Origin of the sequence: Pseudobutyrivibrio sp. AR14 (genome assembly GCF_900101325.1) — a bacterium.
In the GTDB taxonomy this organism is placed as follows: Bacteria; Bacillota; Clostridia; order Lachnospirales; family Lachnospiraceae; genus Pseudobutyrivibrio.
In genome coordinates, this window is record NZ_FMUY01000004.1 from 173,386 (window position 1) to 193,543 (window position 20,158).

General features: G+C 41.2%; 18 protein-coding genes. 8 read left to right on the forward strand and 10 right to left on the reverse strand.

Going from position 1 to position 20,158, the window contains the following annotated elements:
• Positions 1-267: 267 nt before the first annotated feature.
• On the reverse strand, positions 268-1,062 hold the full coding sequence (gene proC, locus BLP50_RS05230; protein WP_090152075.1) for a pyrroline-5-carboxylate reductase: 795 nt from the start codon (positions 1,060-1,062) through the stop codon (positions 268-270).
• A gap of 253 nt (positions 1,063-1,315) precedes the next feature.
• Between proC and BLP50_RS05235 the strand changes: the two genes are divergently transcribed.
• The 5 genes from BLP50_RS05235 to BLP50_RS05255 are packed head-to-tail and all read left to right on the forward strand — an operon-like array spanning position 1,316 to position 6,892.
• Positions 1,316-1,723: a M67 family metallopeptidase gene (locus BLP50_RS05235; RefSeq protein ID WP_090152078.1), complete on the forward strand. Its 408-nt coding sequence runs from the start codon at positions 1,316-1,318 to the stop codon at positions 1,721-1,723.
• Positions 1,724-1,734: 11 nt separating this feature from the next.
• Complete coding sequence (gene moeB, locus BLP50_RS05240; RefSeq protein ID WP_090152080.1) at positions 1,735-3,192, forward strand: molybdopterin-synthase adenylyltransferase MoeB; 1,458 nt, start codon at positions 1,735-1,737, stop codon at positions 3,190-3,192.
• Between the two features lie 58 nt (positions 3,193-3,250).
• Entirely contained in the window at positions 3,251-4,210 is a 960-nt protein-coding gene (locus BLP50_RS05245; RefSeq protein WP_090152082.1) for a family 2A encapsulin nanocompartment shell protein, read from the forward strand.
• Complete coding sequence (locus BLP50_RS05250) at positions 4,197-5,918, forward strand: cysteine desulfurase (protein WP_090152084.1); 1,722 nt, start codon at positions 4,197-4,199, stop codon at positions 5,916-5,918. The genes BLP50_RS05245 and BLP50_RS05250 overlap by 14 nt, the downstream gene beginning before the upstream one ends.
• 14 nt (positions 5,919-5,932) lie before the next feature.
• Positions 5,933-6,892, forward strand: coding sequence for a serine O-acetyltransferase (locus BLP50_RS05255; RefSeq protein WP_090152086.1), 960 nt, complete (start codon positions 5,933-5,935; stop codon positions 6,890-6,892).
• Positions 6,893-6,998: 106 nt separating this feature from the next.
• Here the strand turns inward: BLP50_RS05255 and BLP50_RS05260 are convergent, their stop codons facing one another.
• From BLP50_RS05260 to BLP50_RS05285, 6 genes are all read right to left on the reverse strand, one after another.
• A complete protein-coding gene (locus tag BLP50_RS05260; RefSeq protein WP_090152088.1) occupies positions 6,999-7,868 on the reverse strand; it encodes a hypothetical protein in 870 nt (289 codons plus the stop codon).
• A 280-nt stretch (positions 7,869-8,148) separates the two neighbouring features.
• A complete protein-coding gene (locus BLP50_RS05265; protein WP_090152090.1) occupies positions 8,149-9,438 on the reverse strand; it encodes an aspartate aminotransferase type Ic in 1,290 nt (429 codons plus the stop codon).
• A gap of 23 nt (positions 9,439-9,461) precedes the next feature.
• Positions 9,462-10,787 carry a replication-associated recombination protein A gene (locus BLP50_RS05270; RefSeq protein WP_090152093.1) on the reverse strand — a complete coding sequence of 442 codons (1,326 nt, stop codon included), beginning with the start codon at positions 10,785-10,787 and terminating at the stop codon, positions 9,462-9,464.
• A 212-nt stretch (positions 10,788-10,999) separates the two neighbouring features.
• Positions 11,000-13,582: an ATP-dependent chaperone ClpB gene (clpB, locus tag BLP50_RS05275; protein ID WP_090152096.1), complete on the reverse strand. Its 2,583-nt coding sequence runs from the start codon at positions 13,580-13,582 to the stop codon at positions 11,000-11,002.
• A gap of 143 nt (positions 13,583-13,725) precedes the next feature.
• Positions 13,726-14,667 (reverse strand): DUF1848 domain-containing protein, encoded by a 942-nt coding sequence (locus tag BLP50_RS05280; RefSeq protein ID WP_090152098.1) that lies wholly within the window; start codon positions 14,665-14,667, stop codon positions 13,726-13,728.
• Positions 14,667-15,254: an NUDIX hydrolase gene (locus tag BLP50_RS05285; RefSeq protein WP_090152100.1), complete on the reverse strand. Its 588-nt coding sequence runs from the start codon at positions 15,252-15,254 to the stop codon at positions 14,667-14,669. Before BLP50_RS05285 ends, BLP50_RS05280 begins: the two co-directional genes overlap by 1 nt.
• Before the next feature lie 208 nt (positions 15,255-15,462).
• Here BLP50_RS05285 and BLP50_RS05290 point away from each other — a divergent pair, with 208 nt between their 5' ends.
• The 3 genes from BLP50_RS05290 to BLP50_RS05300 all read left to right on the forward strand — a co-directional run bounded on the left by BLP50_RS05290 (position 15,463) and on the right by BLP50_RS05300 (position 17,917).
• Positions 15,463-16,233 (forward strand): YlmH/Sll1252 family protein, encoded by a 771-nt coding sequence (locus BLP50_RS05290; protein WP_090152102.1) that lies wholly within the window; start codon positions 15,463-15,465, stop codon positions 16,231-16,233.
• Between the two features lie 154 nt (positions 16,234-16,387).
• Positions 16,388-17,185, forward strand: coding sequence for a hypothetical protein (locus tag BLP50_RS05295; RefSeq protein WP_143001124.1), 798 nt, complete (start codon positions 16,388-16,390; stop codon positions 17,183-17,185).
• Between the two features lie 291 nt (positions 17,186-17,476).
• Positions 17,477-17,917 carry an Hsp20/alpha crystallin family protein gene (locus BLP50_RS05300; protein ID WP_090152108.1) on the forward strand — a complete coding sequence of 147 codons (441 nt, stop codon included), beginning with the start codon at positions 17,477-17,479 and terminating at the stop codon, positions 17,915-17,917.
• A gap of 85 nt (positions 17,918-18,002) precedes the next feature.
• Here the strand turns inward: BLP50_RS05300 and BLP50_RS05305 are convergent, their stop codons facing one another.
• From BLP50_RS05305 to BLP50_RS05315, 3 genes are all read right to left on the reverse strand, one after another.
• Complete coding sequence (locus BLP50_RS05305; RefSeq protein ID WP_090152110.1) at positions 18,003-18,689, reverse strand: DNA alkylation repair protein; 687 nt, start codon at positions 18,687-18,689, stop codon at positions 18,003-18,005.
• Positions 18,690-18,697: 8 nt separating this feature from the next.
• Positions 18,698-19,180, reverse strand: coding sequence for a GNAT family N-acetyltransferase (locus BLP50_RS05310; protein ID WP_090152112.1), 483 nt, complete (start codon positions 19,178-19,180; stop codon positions 18,698-18,700).
• 80 nt (positions 19,181-19,260) lie between these two features.
• Positions 19,261-20,136: an aldose 1-epimerase family protein gene (locus BLP50_RS05315; protein WP_090152114.1), complete on the reverse strand. Its 876-nt coding sequence runs from the start codon at positions 20,134-20,136 to the stop codon at positions 19,261-19,263.
• Between the last annotated feature and the right edge of the window lie 22 nt (positions 20,137-20,158).

The following is a 20,158-nucleotide window of genomic DNA, read 5'->3' on the forward strand; positions in this document are numbered from 1 at the left end:
CTCCAAAATCGCTACTGCTTATTCTCATTTTTCTCATCTAGGCAGTAGCATTCTCCAAAATCGCTACTGCTTATTTCCATTTTCCCTATCCAGGCAGTAGCCGACCTCAGATTCGCCACTGAAATAAACAAAAAAATCTCCCCACACGGGATATAATTACTTATCCCGCATGGAGAGATCCAATTATTTATTAATCAATATTTAAGCCTAGAAGCCATCCAAAGCAGCTAATCCTAGAAACCTGCCAACGCTACAGGCCCGCCAATCCTACAAATCTCTAGACTTCTCAACGCAAACGCGCTCTGCTTCAATAACTGCATTTCTGAATCCAAGAGCCTCAAGTGTAGCAACTGCCTCGATTGTAGTGCCACCTGGTGAGCATACAGCATCCTTAAGTACGCCAGGGTGCTCCCCTGTCTCAAGAACCATCTTGGCTGAGCCAAGTACAGCCTGGGCTGCAAACTTGTATGCCTGTGCTCGTGGCATGCCCTCTGCAACTGCTCCGTCTGCAAGTGCCTCAATAAACATATATACATAAGCTGGAGAAGAACCGCTGATACCAACTACAGCATCCTGCAATTTCTCAGGGACGATCTCGGCCTTACCAAATGACTCAAATAAATGAAGCACGATGTCAGCCTCATCCTCTGAAACAAGCTCGTTAGGACTAAGTGCACTCATAGCCTCTCCAACAAGTGCTGGAGTATTTGGCATAACACGGATGAGCTTGAGCTGCTTGCCAAAAAGCTCAGTAAGCTTTTCAATAGACTGACCTGCTGCAATGCTGACAACAATCTTATCTGTAAAATCCATATCCTTGATTCCGTCAATAGCTCCAGCTAAGTACTGAGGCTTAACAGCCAAGAATACAATATCTGCAAAATCTACAACATCACGATTATTAGTGCTTGTTGCAATATTTAACTGGTCGCTAATTCTATCAAGTGCAGCCTGGAAAATATCGCTAGCCATAACATTAGATGCAGCCACGATTCCCGATGAAACCATACCGCCCATCATTGCACTGCCCATGTTTCCAGTTCCAATAAAACCGATTTTCATTTCATTTCCTCCACATATCCTTTTGCTTTAAACAACAACCTAAGTGTAGCATTTTCCGCGTTCTTTGTACATTTTTTGTTGTTTTTTCACTACTATTTTTCCCATAAAAAATCCTGTCTCATCTGTTATCAAAATTATTGATAGTCAGCTATAGGATTTCTGTGGAACTAGACATATTGTGAATTTTGGTGGTTTTTGATATTATCCTACTAACCTACTGGTTTAGTAGTTAATAGGTATGGGGAGGTGATTTATGTTGCAGATTAATAAAGAAGCATTCTTTAAGCTGACATCAATCTCTGAGGCTCAGTATCCAAATGAGGCCTGCGGTGTATTGCTTGGCAACAGTGACTTAAATCAAGTAAACGATGTGTGTAATCTACCGAATTTGGTAGGGGAAACTGACAGTTTCAGAATCGACTCACTGGACTATCTGATGATAGAAAAATGGGCCCAGCACCACCATCTAGATGTTATTGGATTCTTCCATTCTCATCCTGATGCTGCAGCTATTTTATCTGAGGAAGATAAAACCTATATGATTCCCAAACTTAACTACTGTATCACCTCTGTTGCCAGTGATGGCACCAAGCAGATAAAAGCTTATTTTCGCCAGAATATCTGGGAAGGCATAGAAGAATTGGAAATAAACGTGAAATAAGGAGTGGAGAAATGAGCGTATATATATCAGCAACATTGCGAGGATTCTTTGGAAAAAATCATAAATTCGATATCCCCGCTGAGAATATCCGAGGAATACTTGACTGGCTTACAGATGAATACCCAGATTCTAAGGAAATACTATTCGATGAGGACAAGCATCTTCGGAGCTTTATTCAAATATATGTAGGGGACATAAATAAATCAGATGAGTCTACTTGGAGCGATGCATTAATACCAGGTCGAGATGTCTATCTGCTTCCTGCTATTGCTGGTGGCAGCCCTAAAAATAGCATTATATCTGACGAGCGAGCAAAGGCAGTTTCCTTTGACGATTCAGAAGTTGAGCGCTTCGGGAAGCACTTGATGCTTAGAGACATCGGTGTTAAGGGCCAAAAGAGAATAAAGGCAGCAAAGGTGGTAATTATTGGCGCAGGTGCCCTTGGCTCTCCAGTCATCCAGTACTTAGCTGCTGCAGGGGTTGGCACTATAAAGGTAGTAGATTTCGATGTGGTTGCCCTTGATAATTTGCAGAATCAGGTGCTCCACTCTTCTCGCGATTTAAAACGACCAAAGGTAGCATCTGCTAGAGACAAGGTTAAAAACATTAATAAAAACATTGTCTTTGAACCTGAAAATGTGAAATTAGATGCGGACAATATAGTAGAAATAATCGACGGTTACGATCTTGTAATCGATTGTACTGACAACTACAAGGCTAGATATTTGATAAATGATGCCTGCGCTCTCATTGGCATCCCACTTGTATTCGGAGCCATTTATCAGTACGAGGGCCAGGTGGGCATATTTAATTTAAATGGCGGTCCATGCTATCGATGCGTATTTCCAGCTCCACCACCAGCAGGACTTGTTCCTACATGCTCAGAAGGTGGCGCCATCAGCCCACTTCCTGGAATTGTAGGCAGCATTCAGGCCAACGAGGCTCTAAAGCTAATTATAGGTATCGGTGAGAATCTTTCAGGCAAGCTACTTACAGTAGATAGCCTCTACCTTCGCTCTAACCTGCTCACCGTAAACAAAAGCCATAAGTGCCCAATTTGCGGCGATAATCCATCCATTATCAAGGTGGAAAATTTTGATTATGACGATTTCTGCGGATTAAAAGAAGCTGAGGAAGAAATCCCAGTTGAAGGATTCACAGCTGAAGAATTCGCAAGCAAGATAGAAAACGACGAGGCTCTTACCATCGTAGATGTTAGAGAACCTCACGAGCGAGCAATTCTCCGCTTCCCTAATGCGGTAGTAATCCCAATTGGTCAGCTTGCTCGCAGAAAGGGAGAACTTAACCCGGAAATCCCAACTGTCTTCCTATGCAAGGAGGGCAAGCGCAGTATCCTAGCCATCAACACTCTTCGTGAGGCAGGCTATGATGGACCAATGTACAACCTAAAAGGAGGTATTGATTCCCTTAAGGATATTATGTTCTCACATGAGGGAGCTTGGCTGTAAAAAAGGCATATAGTCATAAGACTTTATATATGCAAAACATTCAAAGGAGGATAACAAAATGTCAAAGGAAAATGTTGAGACAAAGGAAGGCATTAATGCACTTGGCGCAAAAGCCGCATATAACCTTGCCAATGTCACAAAGACAAAGCCACAGTACGGTGCTCTCACACCAAAGTGGCTCACAAAGCTTCTTGAGTTCAAGGGACTTGAGACAGGAATTTTTAGAGTAAACAAGGTTGTAGAGGGGGAGACACCTCTCGATGTACTTTGCAGCCAGACTAAGAAGTCCGACATCATCCCTGATGGTTATGTAGAGTACGAGACTGAGCCAAGAGAATACAGACTCAACTCTATTTCTACAATCATCAATGTCAACACTGCAATCGAGGATGTTTACAGCGCTCCTTATGATCAGGTTCAGGAACAGCTTGGCCTTGCAATTGAATCATTACGCGAGAGACAGGAAAGCCAGCTCATCAACAATGATGACTATGGTCTTCTTAAGAATATCGCTGATTCACAGAGAATCCAGACAAGAAACGGCGCACCTACTCCAGACGATTTAGATGAGCTTATTTCAAAGGTTTGGAAAGAGCCTTCATTCTTCTTGGCTCACCCTCGTGCAATCGCTGCATTCGAGAGAGAATGTACAAAGAGAGGCGTTCCACCTGTTACTGTTAACATTGCAGGAGGCACTTTCTTAGCTTGGAGAGGAATCCCAATCATTCCTACAGACAAGTTACTTGTAGACGGATTAAAGAATCCACAGTCTGAAGGTGGAAAGACAAATATCTTACTTATCAGAACTGGTGAGGCAAAGCGCGGTGTAATCGGTCTTTTCCAGGCTGGTTTAAAGAACGAGCACTCAAGAGGTCTTTCTGTAAGATTTAGAGGAATTGATGATAAAGGAGTTGCTTCTTATCTTCTCTCTCTATACTGCTCTGCTGCAATTTTAGCTGATGATGCTATTGCTGTTTTAGAGGATGTAGAGGTAGGTGAGTACTATGACTACGATTGAGAATTTGGCTGGAATTCCCAGCGCTAAGGAGCTGACTCTTTTAGCAAATGAGCTTTTTCCAGACTTAGTTGGAGACACAGCTGCATCTATTACAGCTGTCCCTTCTGCTCCAACTACACTTGATACTCCAGATGCCGTAACAAATGCTGCTGGAGGCAGTGAGGTGGTAAGCAGCATCCCTCAAGGTGATAATGTAAACTACGCTTCTTCCGAATTTGACTGGGAGCATCCTTTTGCTTACGGTGGAGCATCTTCTGAGCCTTGGTTAAACTCTGTTCAGGTAGCTGAAAATCCATACTCTGAATTTTTACCTGATGAAAAAGATTTGCCAAATGAGAATCCTGCATCAGTTTCATATTCACCTGTAGTTTTATCTAAAACACAGGCTCAGGAAAATGAAAGAAAAATCGATGCTCCTACATCTCTTGGTGGTGACAGAGTCACAAATCAAAGCAATATTGAGTTGCCTTATTCATCTAGAGATGAGTCTATTAGAATTGGCTCAAAAACACTTGCACAGATTAGAAGCGATTTCCCTATCCTTTCAGAAAAGATAAATGGAAATCCACTAGTTTGGCTTGATAATGGTGCCACAACTCAGAGACCAAAGGCCGTAATCGACCGTTTGTCTTACTACTATGAGCATGAAAATTCAAATGTTCATAGAGGCGCCCATACCTTGGCTGCACGCTCTACTGACGCTTATGAAAATGCAAGAAATATTGTCCGCGACTTTATTGGCGCATCAAGCTCAGAAGAGATTGTATTTGTAAGAGGTACAACAGAGGCCATCAACCTTGTTGCAAACGCCTATGTTAAGCCTACTTTGGAGCCAGGTGATGAGATTATCGTATCTATCTTAGAGCATCACGCAAATATCGTTCCATGGCAACTTATCGCCCAGGAAACAGGTGCTGTAATCAAGGTAATTCCTTGTGATGAGACAGGCCAGCTGATTTTGCATGAATATGAAAAGCTCTTTACTAAGAGAACAAAATTCGTAGCAGTTACCCACGTTTCTAACGTACTTGGAACTGTTACTCCTGTTGAGGAACTTGTAGCTATCGCTCACCGTCACGGAGTTAGAATTCTCGTTGATGGTGCACAGTCTATAGCTCATATTCCTGTTAATGTAACAGCCTTAGATACAGATTTCTTTGTATTCTCCGGCCACAAGATTTTTGCTCCAACAGGTATTGGCGTTGTATATGGTAAAAAAGAACTCCTTGAAAGTGCAAGACCATATCACGGCGGCGGCAATATGATCGCTGACGTTACTTTTGAACGTACTATATACAATGCTATTCCTAATAAATTTGAGGCAGGAACAGGAAGTATCGCAGATGCTGTTGGCTTAGGTGCAGCTCTTACATACCTTTCAGAAATCGGCATGCCATGCGTGTTTAGATGGGAGCATGAATTGCTTCAATATGCCCTCAAAGAAATGAAGTCAGTAAAGGGAATCACACTAGTTGGCACAGCTTTAAACAAAGCATCTGCTCTAGCCTTTAAGCTTGATGGATACTCAGATGAAGAAGTTGGTAAACGTCTTGATGCTTATGGCATTGCAGTTAGAACAGGCCACCACTGTGCTCAGCCAGTTTTGAGACACTTTGGATATGAAAGTGTAGTCAGACCTACTCTTGCGATTTACAATTCGCCAGACGATATTGATGCACTAGTTAAAGCACTGAAAACATTTGCATAACAAGTGAGGTTAATATGAACGGGATTATAGTAGAAGCTGAAATCGAGAACATCGTTGATACTGTCATTTCAGATTTTGATGGAGATAAAACTATCGACGCAGTTAATATCTTCAACAAGCCTGATAAGGCTGAAGTTACGATTTTAGTTGAGAATTTGCTTAGGATTATCTATCCAGGATACTTTAGAGACCGTACTTACAAGATATATAATCCAAATAATAGCTTTGCAATTACAATTGAAGATATTTTTTATCACCTGAACAAGCAGGTTACACTTGCTCTTGATTTCTGTAAAAAACGAGGTACATTGACAGAGGAAAGCCGTGCTGAGGAAAGCTACAGAATCTGTAAAGAATTCTTCTCCCAGATTCCAAAGGTCAGAGAGTTTATCGAGACTGATGTGCTAGCCGCTTTCGACGGAGATCCTGCTGCAGGATGTTTTGAAGAAATCATCCTTGCTTATCCTGGTCTATTTGCCACTACGGTGTACAGAATAGCCCATGAGCTATACAAGCTTCAGGTTCCCGTTCTTCCTCGTTTGATGACTGAATATGCCCATTCTCAGACAGGTATCGATATTCATCCAGGAGCTACCATCGACAAGTTCTTTTTCATTGACCATGGAACAGGAATTGTAATTGGAGAAACTGCTGTGATTGGTAAAAATGTGAAGGTATATCAGGGAGTCACAATCGGCGCCCTCTCCACAAGAGGCGGCCAAAAGCTTTCGGGCAAAAAAAGACACCCTACTATCTGCGACAACGTAACAATCTACGCAGGTGCTTCTATTCTAGGTGGAGATACTGTTATCGGTGAAAACACCGTAATCGGCGGCAACACATTTATCACTAGATCAATTGGGGCAAACACTGTTGTCAGCATGAAGAACCTGGAAATGGAATACCGTACCAACAACAATGAGCTAAAAACAGAAGAAGTTGTTCAAAGCGATGAATGGTACTACATAATCTAACCCAAAATGGCCCTAGGGGACGGGGTTAGTGGTCCAAAATAAACTTCAACAAAAAGAGCTACGTTCTAGGACGTAGCTCGTACTTTTTTAGATATGTTTTTTTTGATTAGTTAAGGACAGAATAAGCTCCTCCATCCTCTGCAATTAAATGATATGTTACATCAGCTGCAAAATCGTTATCCTCGTTATATGCTCCGATTGTAAAATTGATAGTCTTATCATCGTTGATAACAATATCATAAACAAGTGTATACTCAGCATCAGTACCATCATTTTCACCGTACTCTGCATAGTAGTCATATCCACCGCCCTGGAACATATCACCAGTTTCATAGAATACTTCTGTTGCAGAAGTTGTGCTTTCAATGTTTCCTCTCAATGCACCATTGATGAAATCAGTATATAAGAAGTTAACATACTGCTTGTTCTGGTCGAGCTCAGGTCCCTGCTTAATAGTCTCATCATAAGAAAGACCCTCATATCTTGCATCCTTTAATCTATCACCTACACACTGGAAGGCACCGAACTCACCGCCCATGTGGACTGCACTGATATCTTCATTTCCATCAGAAGAATAAATTAATTCCATATCTTCAGGATTTTTGATTCTAGTATCATAATATGCGTCACCATCAGCTAATTCCTGAGCATCAATCTTTTCTGTCTCGATTATATCTTTTTCCTGGTATAAGTTAATACCACCGGTCTTAGTCTCAACTAGCAATAAGAATTGCTGGTCATCCACATTAGATACTTCTTCGAATGCTGTATAACCCTTGCATTTATCCATAATTGAAGCTGTTGCCTCATCTGAAGTTGCGTCTGTCTGCTCATCAACATTCTGCTCAACAGTTGTATTATGACGATGATGGCAATGTCTATGACCTCTGGCCTCTACTGTTGTATGAGATGTAAGTAATATTCCCGCAGAAAATGCCAATGTAAGTGATAATGCAATAACTTTTCTTCTATTCATGTAAAAATCCTCTCTTTCTTATTGTTGCCATAAGAAACATATTATACACACTTTTGTCGCGACGTGGATATTGTCCCATACTACACATCTTTTTGCAATATAGTTAAGACTTTATTAATAATTTATTAAAATAATTTTACATAAATATTTTTAACAATATTGGCTTTAAACAAACAAATAAAGAGCCACGACAACTGTCATAGCTCTTTATAATATGCTCACCCCTAAGGTGCATTTTTAATAATATTTTAATTAATTGTCCTGCTAGCAGATTATCATCCTACTCTGCTTTTGCGTGAATAAGCTTTTCAAGATATGCAATACGTGCACATACTGTAAATACCTCAGCAGCCTGCTCAAGCTCTTCGATTGGTGGAAGAGATGGAGCAAAACGGATAACTGAATCGTTAGGATCCATGTGATATGGGAATGGAGCGCCTGCTGGTGTAAGCTTAACACCTGCCTCTGCTGCCAAATCTACGATACGAGTAGCTGTGCCCTTTGGAGCATCAAATGTGATGAAGTAACCACCCTTTGGTGAAATCCAAGAACCACATCCTGCCTCTGCAAGGTCTCTCTCCATTGTCTTGATAACAAGCTCAAACTTAGGACGTAAAATTTTAGCATGCTTTTCCATGTGCTTTGAAACAGACTCAACATCTGCAAAATATCTAGCATGACGGAGCATGTTAATCTTGTCGAAGCCGATTGTCTGAACTGTAAGTGTCTTCTTGATCTCCTCACGGTTCTTGTGGTTACATGCGATTGCAGCAATACCGCCACCTGCAAATGTAATCTTTGATGTAGAAGCAAACTCAAATACAAGATTTGGATTGTCTGCTTCCTCACACTCGTGGAGAATGTTTAAGATCTTGCTCTTCTCTTTGTATAAATGATGTACCGCATATGCGTTATCCCAGAATACTCTAAAGTCCTTAGCTGCTGGCTTGAGGTTAGCAATTCTGCGAACAACCTCATCAGAATATACAATACCCTGTGGATTAGAGTACTTAGGCACACACCACATACCCTTGATTGTATCATCTGCTGCAACAAGTCCCTCTACAACATCCATATCTGGACCATCCTCATTCATAGGGATGTTAATCATTTCAAAACCAAAATGCTGTGTAATAGCAAAATGTCTGTCGTAACCAGGAACTGGGCAAAGCCACTTCACACGGTCAAGCTTGCACCATGGTGTGCAACCATCGAAACCAAACATGTAACCACGTGATACTGCATCAAACATCATGTTAAGTGAAGAGTTGCCGCCTACGATAACCTGCTCTGGCTGGCAATCCATAATCTCTGCAAAAAGATGCTGAGCCTCAACAATACCCTCCAACTGGCCGTAGTTTCTAGTCTCTACTCCGTTCATGCACTTCATAAGTGACTTACCATCGAGAATATCGAAAAGTGGCATAGAAAGATCAAGCTGCTCAACTGATGGCTTACCGCGGCTCATATCAAGCTTGAGGCCTTTTGACTGCCATTTTTTATACTGGGCAGTGAGCTGCTCCTTCTCTGAATTTAGTTCCTCTAGTGACATTTCACTGTACTTTTTCATTTTGGGGTTTCCTTCCTTATTGCTTATTTATCTGAGCGTATCTTATTAAGATACTCATTGATAACCTTTTCATATCCCAACTCTCCTGGTCGATAGAAATCACCTATCTCCAGCCCATCAGGCAGGTATCTCTGATGAGAAAAATGATTTGGGAAATCGTGGGCATATTCATAACCTATGCCATGGCCCAACTTACTTGCTGATTTATAGTGGGCATCCTGCAGGTGTGTTGGAATCTGTCGCGTGGTATTATTTCGTACCTCCTGCATGGCCAAATCGATAGCTCCGTAGGCTGAATTGGATTTTGGCGCACATGCTACATAGGTAGCTGCATGAGATAAAATAATTCTAGATTCAGGCATTCCAATTCGCTCAACAGCTAAAAATGCTGAAGTAGCAACAACTAAAGCCTGTGGATCAGCATTGCCCACATCCTCTGATGCGCAGATGCAAATACGCCTTGCGATGAATTTAGGATCCTCGCCTGCATATAGCATCCTAGCCAGATAGTAAACTGCCGCATCTGGGTCAGAACCTCTCATACTCTTAATAAAAGCAGAGATGGTGTCATAATGATTATCGCCATCCTTGTCGTATTTAATAACACGGCGCTGGATACATTCGCTGGCAACATCGATAGTAATATGGATCTTGCCGTCGGATTCGTCCCTGTCTGTGGTCAACACACCCAGCTCAATAGCTGTAAGTGCCGCTCTGGCATCGCCATTAGCTATATCAGCTAAAAACTCTAGGGCGTCATCATCGATAACTGCTCCATAGCTGCCCAGTCCCTTTTCCTCATCTGTCAAAGCCCTATTGATAAGTGTCTTAATATCCTCTGTATCAAGTGGCTTCAGCTCAAAGATGATAGAGCGGGAAAGAAGCGCTCCGTTGACCTCGAAGTAAGGATTCTCAGTGGTGGCTCCTATTAAAATAATGGTGCCATCCTCCACAAATGGAAGTAGATAATCCTGCTGTCCCTTATTGAATCTATGAATCTCGTCTATAAATAGGATTGTCTTTTTACCATAGGCACCAAGTGTCTGCTTAGCTCCCTCAACAACTGCCTCCATATCCTTCTTACCAGAAGTGGTTGCGTTGATGGATGTAAACTCCGCTGAAGTAGTATGGGCAATCACCTGGGCAAGAGTGGTCTTGCCGGTCCCTGGTGGACCATAAAATATAATAGAAGAAAGCTTGTCAGCCTTGATGGCTCTGTAGAGGAGCTTGTCCTTGCCAATGATGTGCTGCTGTCCTACTACCTCATCTAAAGTGGTAGGTCGAAGACGCGCTGCAAGAGGTGACTCCTTTTTCTTAGCTTCCTGCCTCATGTAATCGAATAAATCCATTTATATCCTTCCTTTTGAATACTCATTTTTCGCAATTTAATTATATCATAACGTAAAAAAAAGTATCAAAGGCTTGTACTTTAACTAACTAAAGCATTTACCTTTGATACTATACACTAATTATATTCTAAAAACAACAATTATTTTGCCTACAGCGGACATTTGTCCGTCTGAGAAAGTTTTTTATTATGTACAATCTGCTCTAAAGCCCTTTATTTAGCCAAAAGTTGACTTCCGTCTGAATCGATTGTAATGACAGTACCCTCGCTAATATCTCCTGCGAGAATGATTTTAGCCGCCATTGTCTCCACATTTTTCTGGATGTATCTGCGAAGTGGTCTAGCGCCATAAACTGGATCATAGCCCTGGTCTATAACAAACTGCTTTGCTGCATCTGTAAGGTGAATGCGAAGCTGTCTGTCAGCAAGTCTGCCATTAAGCTCTTCTATAATAAGATCTACGATTCCACCAATGTTGTCCTTTGTGAGTGGCTTGAACATAATAATCTCATCAAGACGATTTAAAAACTCTGGTCTAAATGAATTTCTTAAGTCATTCATTACAAGGTCATTTGTTTCCTTTGTAATCTCACCTGTCACACCATCGATTCCCTCAAGAAGATACTGGGAACCAATATTACTTGTAAGGATAATGATTGTATTCTTGAAATCCACTGTTCTACCCTGAGAATCAGTGATACGACCATCATCAAGGACCTGAAGCAGTACGTTAAATACATCAGGATGGGCCTTCTCAACCTCATCAAAAAGTACTACCGAATATGGCTTACGTCTAACTGCCTCTGTAAGCTGACCGCCCTCATCGTATCCTACATATCCTGGAGGCGCTCCGATAAGTCGGCTCACGCTGAACTTCTCCATGTACTCAGACATATCAAGTCTAACCATTGCATTCTCATCATCGAAAAGTGCCTGGGCAAGTGTCTTTGCAAGCTCTGTCTTACCAACACCTGTAGGACCTAAGAATAAGAATGAACCGATTGGCTTGCTAGGGTCTTTGATACCAGCTTTTGAACGAATAATCGCCTCTGAAACAAGCTTTACTGCATCGTCCTGACCCATTACTCTCTTGTGAAGTTCCTCATCCAGATGAAGTGTCTTGCTACGCTCAGTCTCATTTAATTTAGCAACAGGAATACCTGTCCACCGAGAAATGATTCGGGCGATTTCCTCTTCAGAAACATTCTCATGTACAAGACTTTCATTTCTGCTCTTAAGCTTCTCCTCAGCTTCTGCAAGCTGTGCCTGTAGTTCTGGAAGTCTGCCGTACTGAAGCTTGGCAGCCTCCTCCAAGTCGTATTTTTGCTGAGCAATCTTTATCTGACCCTGAACATCATCAAGCTCTTCCTTGGCCTTTGCCACATCCTCAACCAGCTTTTTCTCATTGTCCCAAGCAGCCTTCTTTGTATTGTACTCGTCTCTAAGCTCTGAAAGCTCCTTTTGAATATCTGCCAGTCTATCCTGAGAAAGCTTGTCCTTTTCCTTCTTAAGAGCGGCCTCCTCAATCTCAAGCTGCATAACTCGACGATTCATCTCATCAAGCTCTGCTGGCATAGAGTCAAGCTCTGTCTTAATAAGAGCACACGCCTCATCCACAAGGTCAATTGCCTTATCAGGAAGGAATCTATCGGATATATATCTATTAGAAAGTGTTGCTGCACTTACAAGTGCGCCATCTGTAATTTTTACGCCGTGGAAAACCTCGTATCTTTCCTTAAGTCCACGGAGAATTGAAATGGTATCCTCTACAGTTGGCTCGTCAACCATTACAGGCTGGAAACGTCTCTCAAGAGCTGCATCCTTTTCAATGTACTCTCTGTACTCATCAAGTGTTGTGGCACCGATACAATGAAGCTCACCACGGGCAAGCATTGGCTTTAACATATTGCCTGCATCCAATCCGCCACTTCCATTTTTACCTGCACCGATGATTGTGTGAAGCTCATCTATGAAAAGAATAATCTCGCCGTCAGAATTCTTGATTTCATCAAGGACTGCCTTTAATCTTTCCTCGAATTCACCCTGATATTTTGCGCCGGCAATCATAGAGCCGATTTCAAGTGAGAATACCTTTTTATTTTTAAGGCCATCTGGCACATCTCCTCTGACGATTCGCTGAGCTAGTCCCTCTACTACTGCAGTCTTACCAACACCAGGCTCACCGATAAGAACCGGATTGTTCTTAGTCTTACGACTTAAGATTCTGATCACATTTCTAATCTCTTCATCACGACCAATTACTGGATCAAGCTTGTTCTCTCTAGCTCGCTCTACCAAATCATAGCCGTACTTTTCAAGAGTGTCATATGTAGCTTCTGGATTATCCGTATTTACGGTTTGATTTCCCCTAACTGTTGCAAGTACAGCAAGAAATGTATCTCTATTGATTCCAAACTGCTTGAAAATATTTTTCACTGGAGTACTAGGCTTTTTAATCATGGCAAGCATAAGATGCTCTACAGAAACGTAGCTATCTCGCATTGCCTTTGCCTCGTCCTCAGCGTAAGTAAGCGTGTAATTAAGGTGCTGACCGACTCTCAGGTCGCCCCCTTGAACCTTCACTCTAGCCTGAAGAGCTGCATCCACAGCACTTTCAAACTGGCCCACATCTATATTCATCTTGCTAATCAATGAAGGAATCAATCCATTCTCCTGACGCAACAGCGCCATCAAAAGATGCTCCTGCTCCAGCTCCTGATTCCCATAATCCATTGCTATCTTTTCACAGGCATTGATTGCCTCAATTGATTTCTGCGTAAATTTCTGAATGTTCATATTCTCACCTCCTAAACCCTTGGTGTTCTCCCTGTAAATTACTATCACAAATTTTCTAATTATGTTTTAACATAAAAATTAGCACTCATCAAGAGAGAGTGCTAATAATTTATAATTATTTAATAATTCCGGCAAGCTAGACCTTATATAAACTGAAAAATATTCATCTGATTATCTACCCAGCTGCGCTGCTCAGCCTCAGTCACAATATCATCTGGCCCTATGTTTCCTATTAAAAGAGGAGAATTCACATCGTGGAATCCTCTGTTGATTCTGACTTGATTTATATCATTGTTGGCGTAGCAGTATTTACAGAAATGGGCACAGGTGTCGTAGGCTCCTATGTCTGCTGTGATGTAGCAGGAGCAATTTTCTCTGGCTGGCTTGTTCTTGGATTTTGGAACTACAAGGCTTTTGCCAATTGCTTTTTCATAGTCAGCTATAGTCATGCAGCCTCCGCAGTCAGCTCCGTATTTTGCCAGAAAATCACCTTCTGCACATGGCTTTACCACCATGTCATGGGCTGCTGCTATCTCCACCATTTTCTGTCCCAGGTACACCTTTTCTTCGGCAGTAACACCCTTGGCCTCTGGGAAATTGCGTTTTACCTTTTCATATATATCTATGAAGCTGATAACCACTCGATTGGTGTACCCCTCTAGATTGGCGGCCATCTCCTGAAATCTTTGCAAATGATAGTCTACAGTGTATTTTTCATCCACAAAAATTGGGTCGTAGCGCCATCCCACAGAATTAATCCCGACTCTTTTAGAAAGCCACTTAAAATCCTCCATGACCTTCTCCTTATCCGGCACCCCAGGCTCTATGTCCTTGCCATAGCCAGTTATAGTCACATACCAAAACTGCCCATAGCCATCCAGCAAATCCATGTATTTAAAAAATGGCCCCGGATTCTTGCTGCAAAATCCAATGACATCCACCACTTCTCTATCCAACCTATATCGACTCACCTGCAGAGGGTTGTATGGATTTCTCACCATGACAAATCCCTCCCTTAATCTGTTGGCAAACCACTCAGGATAAAATGCAGGAATATCAGTCCTCTGTCCTGTATTTATTATCATTAATTCTTCTCCGCCAAAAGAAGGGCCAACACATGAGATACCTGTGGAAAATCTCCCGCCTCAATCAGTGCATCAATCTCTTCTTTTGTATATAGGTCAACATTTAAAAACTCTGTGTCATCCAGATTCTGGCCACTTACCTTGTGACAATTTTTTGCCAAGAAAATATTGGCATAGTTGTCTGCTATGGTAGGATTGGATGGAATTGACAATAAGAATTTCCAGTCATCTGACTCATATCCTGTCTCCTCCATAAGTTCTCTTTTAGCTGCATCAAGTGCCGACTCAGCCTTTCCTGCAGCTCCACGGTCTCCGTATTCCTTGCCGTCCTCACGCTCAAGTCCGCCAGCGCAAAACTCAACTGTCACTCTCTTGATTCCATGGCGGAACTGCTTAACACAGATGTACTTTCCATCCTCATCAATAGCAACAATAACCACATAATCCCTGCGGCTATAACTATAATATGGGCCGAAAACTGTACCATCAGGAAGCAAGTAATCGCTTCTTCTGAAATCTATGTACTCATCCTGAACAATGTGCTGGCATTTTACTTCTTTCCATTCTAGGTTCTTATCTTCTATCATCTCATTATCCTCGTATGTTTTTATTCTCTTATTCTCCCTAACAAAAGTTCCTTTATATAGGAAGAAAAAATGTTTCTCAAAAAATATTTTGACATTTTCCAATAGTTTTTTAAAGCCTATTTTGCAATAACAGGGGATATTATTATATAATCCCTACAGTAACGGCTAGTTACACATTTTATATATGAAACTATTTCACGAGGTAACCATGAACGAGCAGGATCAAATCCTTTACAATAGAATAATTGAGCTTTCAAACAGGGCTTACAAAAATAACATTTACGTGTTTTCCGACTTTTTGAGTCTCAGCCAGCAGGACCTATTTTTCCAGGCTACTAGGGATAAATCATTTGCCCCTATCGCCTACGATTTGTTTGGTGGCTATGAAAATTGCGAGAGAAAAATGGTGCGTTTTGGCAGCGAAAAAGACTTTGGCTATGAAGTAGTTTTTCCTATTAAATGTATCAAGATTGAGCCACTTGCCAAGAAATTTGCCAAGGCTTACACCCACCGTGACTACCTAGGCAGCCTTATGAGCCTTGGAATAGATAGGAAAAAATTCGGTGACATCTTCGTCGATGGCATGGACGCCTACATGTACGCAGACGAATCCACCGCCGATTACCTTTTGGAAAACTTTGTCTCAGTGGGCCGCAACTCAGTAAAATGTTCTTTTTCTGAACTGCCAGAGTCCTACAAGCAGGCCAATCTCAAGGAATCCACTATCCAGGTGGCATCTCCTAGGGCTGATGCAATCATCGCACGAGTTTACAACCTAAGCCGCAAGGATACTATCCCTTATTTCACCGAAAAAAAGGTATCTGTTAACGGCCACATCGTAGAAAATAACGATAAAATCCTAGCCGCTGGGGACTCTGTTTCAGTCCGTGGATTTGGAAAATTCAACATTGTCTCTGAGGGAGGACTTTCAAAAAAGGGCAAATTAAACCTTACAGTTGAGATATTTGGGGCCAAATAGAGCCAAATAACGCCAAATCGTTATATTATATCGCTAATTCCCCGCCCTCCATTTTAGTATATTTACACAAAGTTTATTCTACATATAGTGTCACACTACCCCACTGGTACAAAATATGGTATTATACTTATAAGTGGGAGGGTGTCATATGGTTATGAATGACATATTATTCAAGACTCATCTGAATTATCAGATTGAGACAAATAATGACAACGAAATAGAAGTCCCGTTATCTATGGACGACCTACGGGATATTGATTTACACAGATGTCGCTTCACTGAATTTCAAAAAGCCATTTCTTACATTCGAGACAACAACAACGACCTGCTCTTTAGCGACTCTAGTATCGATGCCATTAAACCTGCAGATTTTTCCGACGACAAAATTTACAACTTTATAGAGCTCATTGAATTTGCCCGCCATACTGCTATCACTATTGGAAACATGGGTCTTTTTAGCGAGCTTCAAAAGATTTCCACTGCTGCAGATAAATTTACTTATCAATCTAGACAGACCGAAGGAAGGAAAACTGAGCCAGTGCTTTCTTTCCAGGATTATGATAATTATGAGGTAAAGGATGCCAACTACGCCATTACTTCAGAAGAGATTGGAAGCTATGTTCTCAGCGGAGGAATGGACGAGGCTGTACGTGTAACCGCCTTTTTCCATGACAGTTCTACACCTGTTTGCCCGATTATATTGGTCCGCTTTTTCTCACTTAGCACTAGCACATATTTACCAAACGAAGACATCATAAACCTTGATACCATTTTTAAGCCTAACGCCTCTATCATAGAGACTTTCGCTTACTTAAGTTATCAGGACTATATGAAAAATACATTCAACCAAACTTTTGACAAGTTGATGTTCAGTGGTGCCATTGATGTAAATACCCTAGACGATATGTACTCAAAACACTACGACTTAACTTTATATGACCACCTAAACTAATTAGGATGTGTTCCCCTTTATCCCTTTGGCCTGGCCAAGGGGATTTTTCTTTGGCGGTTTTTCTTATCCCAGTTCACCGCCCCAAGCTCATTATCTGACAATTTATAAAATAATTCTTAAATAATTATAAATTATTAGCACTCTCTATTGACGAGTGCTAATTCAGGGTGTATAACATAGTTACAACAAGGGAACAAATAAAAACAAAATGTTCCTGAACCAACTTGACTGACCCATCAGTCACCTAACGGGATTATTACAATATCATATATATTTAAGGAGGTAGTAATTATGTTAATGCCTAGTATTTTTTCAAATGATTTTATGGATGATTTCTTCTCAGTACCACGTGTAACAGGTTTTGGTCACTCATATGACAATGACTTCTCACGTATGATGACAACTGATGTAAAAGAAAATGAAAATGGATATCAAGTTGATATGAATCTTCCTGGATTTGCAAAAGAAGATATTAAAGCAGAGCTTAAGGATGGCTATCTCACAATCAAAGCCGAGACTAATCAGAACAATGATGAAAAAGATGATGACGGCAAATACATCCGCCGCGAGCGTTACACTGGTTCTTGCAGCCGTAGCTTCTACGTAGGCGATGCAGTTACTCAGGAAGATATTCACGCAGCCTTTAAGGATGGTGTACTTAGCTTGAATATTCCTAAGAAAGAAGCAATCCCTCAGCAAGATGAGACAAAATACATAGCCATTGAAGGCTAACCATTTTTCCCCCTTTTTATACAGGATTTTTCCTAAATGCCAAATCCCCAGCAAGTAAAATTGCTGGGGATTCTTTTTGTTTAAATTATTTTATTTTTAAAGTTCGTAAATACGTTTTTTGCTCTGGAGTGATTCTAAAACTTTCTACAGCCTTTTGAATAGTCTTGTTGTGAGTCCACTTTTCTAGCTTTTTTTCAGTAATAAATGGCAAAATGTTATCGTATTGTTTGGCTAGTGCCGTAGCAAAATACCAGGCAATCATCATATTTACGTAGTACTCCTCAGAGCGCACCTTAGCTACCATCTTGGCATACTTAATGTCAAAATCCTCATCTAAAAAATGCTCCATCAGCATCTTAATGGCGAAACGAATTGTATACGTCTCATCGGACTTTATCCAGGTATCAATCTCCTGTAGCAATTCTTTTTTATGCTTCTTAAAAATCTTTGGAGACATCTGGTCGCATGTGGCCCAATTATTTACATAAGGTAAAAATTGATTGAGCCTCTCCATACATTTTCCGTAGTCTTTCATATCTGAAATAATAAATGCATGAAGTTGATTTTCATCAAACAGCTGGTGTGGCAACTGATCTAAAAATGCTGACACATCATCTCTTTTGCCAAGCTCCTTGGCATATTTTCTAAGTTCAGGTGTCCTGACTCCCACAAAATAATCAATGCTAACATTTGGAATCAGGTTTGACTGAAAATCTCTATACTCCACATCCTGGCGGGCATTCAGCCCTTCTTTGATTTCCTCTGCAATCATATCTCCCCCTAAAGCTTCATCTCATAGCAAAACATAGGCTGGTCGTAAAGCTCACATTCTCCCACCTTGTTAAAACCAAAGGCTGCGTAGCTCTTCATAGCCTTTAAGTTATGGCGATTCACAAGAAAATGAAGGCTTTTGAAATCTCTTTCCTTCAGGGTCTTCATACCGTAGTTAATCATTTCCTTGGCAATGCCTTGGCTCTGAAATTCCGGGTCCACCGCAAGGCGAGAAAGCTCCCCACCTGGCTGCAATTCATTTGTCCAATGTGGCAATTCATTTACCAGCTCATCATCATCAATAGAGATGGCGGCAATAATTTTCTCCCCCTCTCTCATAATAAAAAGAGAGTCACGACCTAAATCAAAATCGATTTCATCCATGGTGGGATATTCTTCTGTCCATGGGCAGTACTGCCTTCCCAGCTGAGTCCTATAAAGAGCTAATATTTCCTCTGCATCTGCTCTGGTTGCATGCTCTATTTTTCTCATTTTATTCTCCATGTAGCTGCTTAAAAATTCTATAAAACCCCTAAGCTATTCTATACATCTTAGGGGTTCTATCAGGCTGTTTATTTACAAATAATATCGTAGGAAGTCTTGAAGACTTCGCCTGCCTCAAGGGTATTTCCGTATTCTCTCTCCTCAAGCTTTTGATTAAATCCCACTCTGTCGCAACGTCCATACCATGGCTCGATACATACAAATGGTGCATGCTTGCCAACTGGCGACCACACTCCAAAAAGTGGTGCATCAAATTTTACCGATAACTGGTCCACACCCTCTGGATTTACAAGAGTAACCTGGTCTGACTGGCGGTCTTCGATAATGAGAGCGTCTCTGCTAAAAAGCTCATCAGACATATGAAGAATGCCATTATCAAGGGCAAGTTTCTCCTTCTCATCTCCTAGGCATCCGCTGCCATCTGAGGAAATGATAAATGCTGTAACTGTATCATTTACCTTTCCTGCTTTTTCAAATCTAAGAGTCCATGTATCTAAATCGCAGTTAAATGCTGGATGTCCTCCGATTGAAAAATACATCTTAGAATCATTTGGATTTTCAACCTGCCAACCTACATTTACAGTACCATCTGTAATCTTATAGCTAAGAGTAAGGATGAAAGAAAATGGGTATTTCTCCTTTGTCTCCTCATTATCTTTTAATGTAAAAACAAGCTCATCTGCGCTCTGAGATACAAGGGTAAAATCCATATCTCTAGCAAATCCATGCTGACCCATCTCATATGTCTTGCCAGCATATATTGATTTCTTTCCATAATAATTGCCTACAAGTGGGAAAAGTACTGGAGAAGTACGTGCCCAAAATGCGCCGTCGGCCTGCCACATAAGCTCTCTTCCATCAGCTTTTCTAATAAGTGACTTAATCTCTGCGCCGTGGTCGGCAACTGTTAATTTTATCTTTTCATTTTCAATAGTGTATAACACAAGAAAACCTCCCTATCCTCTA

Excerpts from the sequence above, each read along its gene's own strand:
- BLP50_RS05280 (WP_090152098.1), bottom strand. The coding sequence starts at position 14,667 with ATGATAATAAATACAGGACAGAGGACTGATATTCCTGCATTTTATCCT.
- BLP50_RS05305 (WP_090152110.1), bottom strand. The coding sequence starts at position 18,689 with ATGATTGCAGAGGAAATCAAAGAAGGGCTGAATGCCCGCCAGGATGTG.
- BLP50_RS05310 (WP_090152112.1), bottom strand. The coding sequence starts at position 19,180 with ATGAGAAAAATAGAGCATGCAACCAGAGCAGATGCAGAGGAAATATTA.
- proC (WP_090152075.1), bottom strand. The coding sequence starts at position 1,062 with ATGAAAATCGGTTTTATTGGAACTGGAAACATGGGCAGTGCAATGATG.
- BLP50_RS05260 (WP_090152088.1), bottom strand. The coding sequence starts at position 7,868 with ATGAATAGAAGAAAAGTTATTGCATTATCACTTACATTGGCATTTTCT.
- BLP50_RS05250 (WP_090152084.1), top strand. The coding sequence starts at position 4,197 with ATGACTACGATTGAGAATTTGGCTGGAATTCCCAGCGCTAAGGAGCTG.
- BLP50_RS05245 (WP_090152082.1), top strand. The coding sequence starts at position 3,251 with ATGTCAAAGGAAAATGTTGAGACAAAGGAAGGCATTAATGCACTTGGC.
- BLP50_RS05295 (WP_143001124.1), top strand. The coding sequence starts at position 16,388 with ATGAATGACATATTATTCAAGACTCATCTGAATTATCAGATTGAGACA.
- BLP50_RS05235 (WP_090152078.1), top strand. The coding sequence starts at position 1,316 with ATGTTGCAGATTAATAAAGAAGCATTCTTTAAGCTGACATCAATCTCT.
- clpB (WP_090152096.1), bottom strand. The coding sequence starts at position 13,582 with ATGAACATTCAGAAATTTACGCAGAAATCAATTGAGGCAATCAATGCC.
- BLP50_RS05290 (WP_090152102.1), top strand. The coding sequence starts at position 15,463 with ATGAACGAGCAGGATCAAATCCTTTACAATAGAATAATTGAGCTTTCA.
- moeB (WP_090152080.1), top strand. The coding sequence starts at position 1,735 with ATGAGCGTATATATATCAGCAACATTGCGAGGATTCTTTGGAAAAAAT.
- BLP50_RS05270 (WP_090152093.1), bottom strand. The coding sequence starts at position 10,787 with ATGGATTTATTCGATTACATGAGGCAGGAAGCTAAGAAAAAGGAGTCA.
- BLP50_RS05300 (WP_090152108.1), top strand. The coding sequence starts at position 17,477 with ATGTTAATGCCTAGTATTTTTTCAAATGATTTTATGGATGATTTCTTC.
- BLP50_RS05285 (WP_090152100.1), bottom strand. The coding sequence starts at position 15,254 with ATGATAGAAGATAAGAACCTAGAATGGAAAGAAGTAAAATGCCAGCAC.
- BLP50_RS05265 (WP_090152090.1), bottom strand. The coding sequence starts at position 9,438 with ATGAAAAAGTACAGTGAAATGTCACTAGAGGAACTAAATTCAGAGAAG.
- BLP50_RS05255 (WP_090152086.1), top strand. The coding sequence starts at position 5,933 with ATGAACGGGATTATAGTAGAAGCTGAAATCGAGAACATCGTTGATACT.